This is a genomic window from Veillonella sp. ICM51a, assembly GCF_000524355.1.
GTDB classification, from domain to species: Bacteria; Bacillota; Negativicutes; order Veillonellales; family Veillonellaceae; genus Veillonella; species Veillonella atypica.
In genome coordinates, this window is sequence record NZ_JAPX01000027.1 from 1 (window position 1) to 10,067 (window position 10,067).

General features: G+C 38.8%; 4 protein-coding genes. All 4 read left to right on the forward strand.

Features of this window, described 5'->3' with window-relative positions:
* The coding region (locus tag HMPREF1504_RS04290; RefSeq protein WP_038123702.1) for a YadA C-terminal domain-containing protein at positions 1 to 2,327 on the forward strand (2,327 nt) is incomplete at its 5' end.
* Positions 2,328 to 2,593: 266 nt separating this feature from the next.
* Positions 2,594 to 3,157 carry a PepSY domain-containing protein gene (locus tag HMPREF1504_RS04295; RefSeq protein ID WP_038123703.1) on the forward strand — a complete coding sequence of 188 codons (564 nt, stop codon included), beginning with the start codon at positions 2,594 to 2,596 and terminating at the stop codon, positions 3,155 to 3,157.
* A gap of 285 nt (positions 3,158 to 3,442) precedes the next feature.
* Positions 3,443 to 5,140, forward strand: coding sequence for a ShlB/FhaC/HecB family hemolysin secretion/activation protein (locus HMPREF1504_RS04300; RefSeq protein ID WP_038123704.1), 1,698 nt, complete (start codon positions 3,443 to 3,445; stop codon positions 5,138 to 5,140).
* A 70-nt stretch (positions 5,141 to 5,210) separates the two neighbouring features.
* On the forward strand, positions 5,211 to 10,067 hold a 4,857-nt coding region (locus tag HMPREF1504_RS04305), incomplete at its 3' end, for a hemagglutinin repeat-containing protein (RefSeq protein ID WP_038123705.1).

Below are 10,067 nucleotides of genomic sequence, written 5' to 3' on the forward strand. Positions count from 1 at the left end.
TTGGCAAGGCAGCTACTGATTCCATCAGCACATTAGGGGATAACAAAGTATCCTTAGGTAGTGATTCCGGTACAACAACAGCTAAGAAATTAAGCACAACTGGTGGTATCAAGTTCAACATCAAAGGCGATACTGGTGCAAACGCACTCATTACAACATCTGCTACAGGTGATGATGTAACCATTGCTCCAACTGCTAAGTTGAGTGCTGCTGTAACGGCTGCTGAAAACTCCGCTAATAAAGACTTGTCCAACTTGTCTACTGCTGGTAATACATATATCCAAAATCTTGCAAAATCTGCAGCTTCTTGGAATGTAGAAACCAATGGCGCTGGTACAACTGCTGTAGCTGGTGGCGACACTGTTAACTTCATCAATGGCGATAATATCGCTATTACAAATACAGGTCGTTCCATTACAATTGGTACCGCTAAAAATGTATCCTTCGATAAAGTTACTGTTGGTGGTGTTGTTATCGATAAGAATAATGGTATCGATGCAGGTGGTAAGGAAATTACAAATGTAGGTCCTGCTACATCTGGTAACTCTGCTGTTAACAAGACACAAATGGATACAGCGATTACTAATGCTGTTAACAAAGCAACATCTGATGCTAAACATGATTTCGGTGGTGATGATACAACTGTTGTTACACGTAAACATGGTGAAAAACTTGACATCAAAGGTGGTGCATCTACAACAGCAGCTGATCTTACATCTGGTAATATCGCAGTCCTTGGTGATGCTACAACAGGCACATTGAACATTCGCATGGCCAAAGCATTAACTGGCTTAAGCAGTGCTACTTTCACAACACCTAGTGGCACAACTGTTATCAATGGTGGCGGTATGACAATTACGCCAAGTACAACTGGTGCGGCACCTATTTCCATCACAACTGGTGGCATCAACGCTGGTAATACAGAAATTAAAAATGTGGCTGCTGGTACAACGCCTAATTCCGCTGTTAATAAACAACAAATGGATAATGCGATTTCTAATGCTACGGCTAACGTAGGTTTCAATACAGCTGGTAATACAGGTACTGGTAGTGTAAGCAATGGTCAAACATTGAGCATCACTGGTACAAATGGTATTGAAACGAATGCAAGTGGTCAAAGTATTACAGTAGGCCTTGATGCTGCAACACGTGCCCAAATCAATAATGCTACAACAACTGCTAATAATGCAGCTAAGAAGGATTTGAGCAATATTGATAATGCTGGTAAACAAGTGATTAAGGATACAGCTGCTTGGAATGTGAAAGTTAATGGCGCTGCTGCTGAAATTGTAAAAGGTGGCGATACAGTTACTTTCAACGATGGCGATAATATCAAGGTTACGAATACTGGCAAAGATATTACTATCGCTACTAAGAAAGATGTTTCCTTCGATAAAGTTACTGTTGGTAATGTAGTAATTGATAAGAATACTAACCGTATCAGTGGTTTGGCTAATGCAGCTAATAATGATGAAGCTGTAAACTTGGGTCAAATGAATGCCGCTATTAGTACTGCAACTGCAGGCACAGGTAATATTAAATACAAGGCTAATGGTGGTACTCAAAATTCTGTAGCGTTGACTACTGGTTTTGATTTCAAAGGTGATAGCAACATTCAAATCACAGCTGATCCTGCCAACTCTGGTGTTATTAATTACAAATTGAATCCTGCATTGACAGGTATTACCTCTATTAGTGGTGGTACTGGTGCTCCTACTATTACGCTTAATGCTGGTAGTGGTTCTACACCTGGTAATGTATCCATCAATAGTAATCTAGATATGGGTGGTAAACAAATCAATAATATTGGTGCTGCTACTCATGCTGGTGATGCAGTTAATAAAGCACAAATGGACCAAGCATTGCAAAATATTGCTGGTGCATCCAGTAATGCTGCTAAGTCTTATGCGTATAAGGCTGGTGCAGGTGCTGCCGCATTGGCTGCATTGAAACCAATTCAATACGATCCATTGGAACCAACACAAATTATGGCTGGTATTGGTAATTACAAATCTCAAACAGCTGTAGCACTTGGTGTGGCTCATTACACTAATGAAAACACTATGTTTAACTTAGGTGTTTCCTTAGATAGCCACGATGGTATCGTAAATGCTGGTGTAACCCACAAATTTGGATATAGCCCTGAAAAGAAAGCTATTCCAGATCGATATAAAGGTGGTCCTATCAGTTCTATCTACGTAATGCAAGATGAAGTGACAGCATTACAAGCAATTGTTCAAAAACAAGCTGCTGAAAATGAAGCCCTTCGTCAACAAAACGAAGATATGCAACGCAAGGTAGATATGATTCTATCTAAGATTCATTAATTCCAATAATTTTAAACATTCCCTCTTGTATACAGAAGATTAGTTAGAATTAATGAATATAGGGCTATTTGGTGGTTAGCCATTGTACTATCAAGGTGGCTGATTACTCCCTAGTGGGAAAACAAACGGATTCTATCTTACTTTTCTTATACACACTCTCTTATAGATAGAATTCGTTTGTTATTGATAGTGTATAGTTATAACAGTACATAATAAATAGTAAATGTTATTGTTGTCTGAAACGTAAAGAATTTGAGGCGTAACATATGAAATCTGTATTAAAAAAGAGTCGTTTATTTATAATGTTAGCATCTTTGTTAGGGGTGGTGAGTCCAATGGCTCAAGCAGCTGATTTAGTTCCTGTTCAGCCAACAGTCGCTGTTGTTGATGAACAACATCAGGCGATTAGCTGGGCAAATCTAATGCTCAATGGTTTTTTACAACATCATACCGGCGCATCTATTAATGAAATTTCTTTTGATGCTACTGATACAGTCGTTACATTGACTGTTGGCGGTTTTGATAAAGATAGTGTATATAAGGCCGTATTTACAAATACAGCAAATGAAGTTAAGGATGAAAAGGTTGGTAAAATTACCAAAACTGTAGAAAAAACAGCTTTTGATCCATCTACTATTTTGCCTCCTGCTGTAGCGGTAAACTTTGCTTATGCACAAGCTGAAGGTAAAGCAACAAGCCTTTTAAGCTGGGCTGTTAAAACCGATAAAGGCACGCCTAAATATACCGTTGTATTTGCAACACAAGATAAGAAAACCATTACTGTAGTATTCGATGCAGTGAGCGGAAAATTGTTAAGTGTAACTAAATAACATGAATGCAATAATAATATTTGTATTAATACATATAATGTATATATATAGTGTTTAGGTATTGCGTTATAAAATAGAATATTATGCACGAAACCTCGCTTTTCTTGATGAGAAAGGCGAGGTTTTTGTGGAGTTAAATTTGATTGGTATTTGCTAGATTTTTATTTTTGTGTATTAATAGTAGAAATCCTATATTTTAATTAAATATAAAATAACATATAAAACTTATTGAAATAAAAATAGAAATTAATATATAATTTAATTATAGAGAAAGGAGAGGAATTTATGAGAGTTGTACGTATTGCAGCAAGTTGTATTGGCTTGCTGACTACATTTGGTACATTGCCTAGCATTGCAGCCGATGTATCTACCCCTTTTATACAGCAAGAAGCGGCCCGAGCCGATGCTTCGTTGCGTCAACGCGCAGAAGCACCAATGACTGGGGCCGCTTCGTTGCGTTCAGAATCAGCGTATGTTGGTCTTAGTAGTGCTCCTATGAAGGCATTACCAAAGGAAGCGATTGCATTTCCTATAGACCATATTGTTATTACATCATCAGAGCCTGTATTTCGTAAATATAAGAACCGTTTAGAGGCGTATGAGCATAATCGAATCGGGTCGGATGGGGTTACATTCCTTCAAAAGCAATTACAAGAACAATTATTAGCAGATGGATATGTAACAAGCCAAGTGGTTGTACCCAATCAAGATTTACATTCAGGGTCATTAACTTTTGAGATTTTACCGGGTTATGTTGAAGATATTGTTCTTACAAATCCAAATGCACGGACGAATTGGCGGAGTGCATTCCCTGTACGACCTAGCTATGTATTACGACGTCAAGCGTTAGAACAAGGAATTGATCAGATGCGTAGCGTACCTGGTCAAGATATAAAGATGACGATTGAACCAGGTACCAAGCCGTTACACTCTATTGTTAAGCTTACGGTAGAACAAAAAGGATTTGTGCATGGCTCATTTATCTTAGATAATTCAGGATATAAAGCTACAGGAGAGTATCAAGGTACTGTATTTTTGTCATTTAGTCAATTGCTGGGGCTTAATGATACATTAACAGCTAATTTTACTAAAGATATAAGCCCACATGATGATGGCCATGGGTCAAAGCAATATGCAGTTAATTATACGATTCCCGATGGTAATCGTACGTATAGATTATCTACCTATAAGTATAGCTATAATCAATTGGTGTTTATGCCAAATGCATTTCGTTCGGCTGGTACCACACAAGGTACAGAGGTATCGGTAGAGCAGGTTCTAAATAGAACTAGTCGTTCGAAAACATCAGTTATTGCTAAGGTTAATCATAAGTCTCGTCATAATTATCTGGATGATGTAGAAATTGGTGTTCAAGAACAACATACCACATCGGTAGAATTAGGATTATCTCATCGCCAATATAGAGGCAATACAGTGAGTGATATGTATGTATTTTATCGCCAAGGTATTAAAGGATTAGGTGCTAAGGTACGAAGTTGGGAAGGTTTGGCAGATAATCCAACTACACTATATAAAATGGCTGGGGTTGAAGGGCAGATTCAAACGGGAGTACGAATCGGTCATAAGCAAGGTATATTCTCGATGCGTTTTAGAAGTCAATTTACGAATCAGCGCTTATTTACTACGGATCAGTTTAGTATTGGGGGACGGTATTCAGTACGTGGATTTAGTGGGGAAGAAACACTACGAGGTGATTCTGGGTACTATGTACAAAGTGAATGGTCATTACCATTTAGAAAACAACAGATTACACCTTATATAGGAATAGATATTGGTCATGTATGGGGACCATCTACAGAAACTCAACTAGGTAATACCTTGATTGGTGGTGTCGTTGGTGTACGAGGCACTGTTGGTGACGCTGTTAATTATGATGTATCACTAGGGACGCCAATTAAGAAACCAGAAGGATTTGATACAGATACCCGTGTTTGGGCGTTTAGAGGAAGTTATCAATTTTAAGTGTTGTACATAGAGAGTTATATAGATACATAATACATATTGTTTTATATACTTAGGAGAGATACATAATATGAATATTAGAAAACATACGGCAATGGCCATCTTTGCTGCATTGCTTGCCACAAATTCTGCCCCATGGATTCCGATGGCGTTAGCCAGCCCTGTTGTACCGGCTCAAGGTGCATTAGGGCCAAAAACAGAAGAGGCTCGTAATGGTATGACTGTAGTCAATATCAATACGCCTAATGATAAAGGACTATCTCATAACCAATATGATGCATTTAATGTAGATACTAAAGGGCTTATTTTAAATAATGCCAATCGTCCTGTGAATACGGAGCTGGCGGGTTACATTATGGGAAATCCGAATCTAGTCGGACCTACAGCGAATACAATTTTAAATGAAGTAACGGGTACGGGTGCAACATCTATGAATGGGGCTCTTGAAGTGGCCGGCAATAAGGCTCATGTTATCATTGCCAACCCAAATGGTATTTCTGTCAACAATGGTACGTTTATCAATGCTAATAGTGCTACATTAACAACGGGGAACCCAATTATCAATAACGGTAGTATTACAGGCTATCAAGTACAACAAGGTAGTATCACAGTAGGTGAAAAAGGACTTAATGCATCGAAAACAGCGCGTACAGATATGCTAGCTGAGGCTGTTCAGCTGAATGGTAAAGTTTGGGCGAAAGATGCTCAAGTTGTGACGGGGAAGAATACTGTTTCCGTAGATTCTTCTGGTACAGTTACGAATGTTCACAAAACTGGTGAATCTAGTCAAGTTGGCCTTGATGTAGCTGCTATTGGTGGTATGTATGCCAATAGTATGTATTTAGTTGGCACCAATGATGGCTTTGGTGTGAATAATCAAGGTGTATTATCTGCACAAAATAAGTTAACCGTAGATAGTACCGGCAAATTGCAAAATACCGGTACTATCGCTGCTACAGATGCAGATGTTACTACAAAAAGTTTCGAACAGATGAATCGTGGTAAATTGTATGTGGATACTGCCAAGATTACCACTGATTCTGTTATTCAAAAGGGTAACACAGAGACTAAAGATGCGCCTGTTATGATTGCCCAAAAAGATTTATCTATAGCAACCAATTCGATTGTCAATACTGATGGTAGTGTGATTAAAGCCGAAGGAAAACTACAACTTGGTAAAACGATGGATTCTACAGGAACTGTGTCTGGTAAGATAGATCGTATTGTAAATACAGCATCTACCATTGAATTTGGTCAAGGTGGTGCATTATATGCTAAATCTGTAGATAATAAAAATGGTGGGATTACCCTTAAACGTGTAGCGGTAGGTGAAAAAGAGCATGTCAAAAACGAAGTAGCACCATCCGGTAGCATTAAGCGATACCAATTATCGGAAGAACGAATCTATGGGCATGATGATGAAATTCCAAAAGATAAAGTAGTAGTGCACTCTTCTGAAAATCTTCAACTTTCAGTGTATGGCGATCCTAAGGATAGCTGGACTAAATATGAATATGATCGTACTCGTGAAAAAGATGTGGTAGATACATCTAACCCTGGGCGGATTATTTCCGGTGGGGATTTACATATGGATGTCGATCATATGACGAATGAAGCTAGCCAAATTAGTGCTGCCGGGGATATCACTGGTACAGTAGGTCACTATGAGCAAAGTAACCCTAAGGGTAATGAATATATTACTGAAGAAGGCACTGCCACAAGTTATAGTCGTCATCATAAAAAAGGGTGGGATACTACCAATATTCGTGAAGCGAAGTATAAGAATACGATAGTCAACCCTACAGATGTTCCTGTTGCCGTATATGGCGGTCATGTAGAAAATAGTACAAGTGATGCTACAGTAGATGCATCTTTATTACATAGTATGAGTCAGTTATCGACGAATCCTAATACTACCTATGTGATTGAAACCGATCCAAATTTTACAAATCGTCGTAACTTCTTATCTTCTGATTACGTATTATCTCGACTTAAATTAGACCCTATGAATATACAAAAACGATTGGGTGATGGCTATTATGAGCAACAGCTCGTTATGCAAGAAATTATGCGTCAAACTGGAAAAAGTAGACTGCAATCTGGTCTTTCCGCAGAAGAACAATATCGCCAATTGATGGATGCAGGGATTAGTGTAACAAAATCTCAATCTATTGCATTAGGTAGAGGCTTAACAGAGGCTGAGCAAAAGAATCTTAAAGAGGATGTAGTGCTCTTAGTTAGTAAGGCTGTTGTATTGCCAACTGGTAAAACAGAAACTGTACTAGTACCGACTCTATATTTAGCCCCAACTACAAAACGAGTAGACGGTGCAGCTAATTTGCAAGCTCAATCCATTAACCTTTCTGTTGATACTATGAAAAATAGCGGTAGTATTGTGGCGGATAAAGATGTGAATCTTACTGGTAATACTATTCACAATGACAATGGTCTTATCAAAGGTAATACTACTACGGTTATAGCGAATGATGAAGTTCGTAATACACAAGGCACTATTATGGGCAACGATACAGTCTCTGTGTATGCTAAGAAAGACGTCATTAATGAAGGCGGTACCATTACACAAACGAATGCGGCTGGTTCCACAAAGGTTAGTGCGGGACGTGATGTAATTAATACAGGCGTACAGTATGAGGAAGCTAATAGCAAAATTGAGTGGAATAGTCGAAATAATCGACGTGAAACGATAACCGGTGTAGATCAAGGTCGTATTGGTGGTGCTGGTGAAACAACAGTAGTCGCAGGCCGAGATGTATCTATGGCGGCAGGTGTTATTACCTCTGATGTAAATACGCATGTAGCGGCCGGCCATAGTGTAACGATGAAAGCCATGAATGCTACACATGAACTGGAAGAACATCGTTTTGATAAGGGTAAATCTGGTGGCGGACATTCTCAAACGACGGAGTCTCATGATCTTGTTAACGCACAATCATCGGTTGGTAGTAGCATTGAAGGTAAAAATATTTCTGTTGTAGCCTCTGATGCTGTACAACTTGAAGGTAGTCAACTATTAGCGGCAGACACAATGAAAGTATCTGGTAATACGGTTGAATTAAATACGGCGAAGGCAAATAGTACAGTCAATCATGTATACCTAGATAAAAAGAAAAGCTTGGTCAAACGTGAAAGCACCAATGCAGTTGATGATGTAACTACTACAGTTGTAACAGGCTCTACAGTAAGTGGTAAAGATATACAGATTACAAGTGCTCAAGATGTAACCGGTCAATCTGCTCAAATTATAGGTGAGAATGCCGTATCTGTTACCGCTGGTGGTAAGGTAGATCTTGGTGCAGATAAAGCGATTACAGATGGTACTAGTGTATATCGTCATAAGAAATCTGGCTTGTTAGGTGGTGCGGGCATAGGTTTCTCTATTGGTAAAGAAAAACATAATATTGACGAAGCCAACCATGAAGAATCTACTGTACGAAATACAATTGCTAGTACTAAAGGCGCTGTCTCTATTAAAGCAAATGGTACAGTACACATTACAAGTGCAGATATTGTTGCTAAAGAAGGCGCTGTGTTAGAAGGTTCAGCTGTGACATTAGATGGTAATGTAGACCATAATCATATGACTCACGATGAACGCTATAAGAAGACGGGGCTTACCGTATCATTAGGTGGTGCAGTGGTTGATACGCTTACTAATGCAACTCGTACTATAAAACAAGCTGGTGGCCGTGATGATAAACGGTTAGCTGCACTTGAACTCAATGAAGCACGTCAACAATTGCAAGATGGCTATGCGGCGGTAGATAAAGCGGTTAAGGGCGTCAAACTTCGTGATACTGATGGTAAAGTATTAAAAGACGCAAAAAATCATTCCCGACGTGGTCAAAAAAATATTGATGATGCGATAAATCTCTCAGTAAGTATTGGTAGCACTTCTAGAAAACAAGGACAAGTGGTAGACACAAATACGTATCAAGGTGGTGCTATTGCTAGTGATAGTACTGTACATATTACAGCTCGTGATGCCAAGGATAGTGGTATTAATATAACTGGTGAAACAGTAGAAGCTAAAAACCTAGTATTAGATAGTGCTAGTGATATTAACCTTGCAGCGGGTAAAAACACTGTAGATGTTAAGAATACTTATAAAAGCTCTGGTTGGAGTGTCGGTGCTGGTATTAGTTTGACTGGTGGCGGACTTCTCGATATTAATGCGAGTGGTAATATGGCTCGTCAAAATGGCGATACCCATCAAGAAAGCTATGTACCAACGACGATTAAAGCAGCACAATTAGCACAACTTAAAGCAAAGCGAGATACGAATATGATTGGCTCTACTGTATCTGGTAAGAAAGTTGAAGTTGATACTGGTCGTGATTTACATATTCAAAGCTTACAAGATGTAGATAACTTTAAAGAACACAGTAAGTCTGCGGGCTTCTCTGTTTCCTCTACACCTAATTTCAAGAATCCAACAGGTAGTATTAGTGCTAGCGTAGGACGCATTGATAGTAAATGGAAGAGCGTGACTCATCAGGCAGGTATTTATGCTGGAGAAGATGGCTATGATATTCATGTAGGGAATGGGACTACATTAGAAGGTGCCGTCATTAAAAGTGAAGCTCCAAAAGCTAAGAATACATTGACTACTAAATCTCTTGAGATGAAAGACATCCAAAATGAAGCTGAGTATACCTATAGCAATAATGGGATCGGCTATAACTACTATGGTAGTAAAAAGAAACTCGAAGAGATGAAGACCAATGATAAAAAAGGCTATGATAAGATCTATAATAATATCGGTCTAGTTCCAAATTTAGGCGTAGGATCTAAAGGTAAAGCAAGCTCGACTACTCAATCTGCTATTTCTGATGGTATACTAACTGTAGATGGTAAAGAAATTGATACTAGGACTATTAATACCAATACAGAGAATACGCTACATCAA

Bases quoted from the DNA above. Each gene is read 5' to 3' on its own strand.
- HMPREF1504_RS04300 (WP_038123704.1), top strand. From the start codon at position 3,443: ATGAGAGTTGTACGTATTGCAGCAAGTTGTATTGGCTTGCTGACTACA.
- HMPREF1504_RS04295 (WP_038123703.1), top strand. From the start codon at position 2,594: ATGAAATCTGTATTAAAAAAGAGTCGTTTATTTATAATGTTAGCATCT.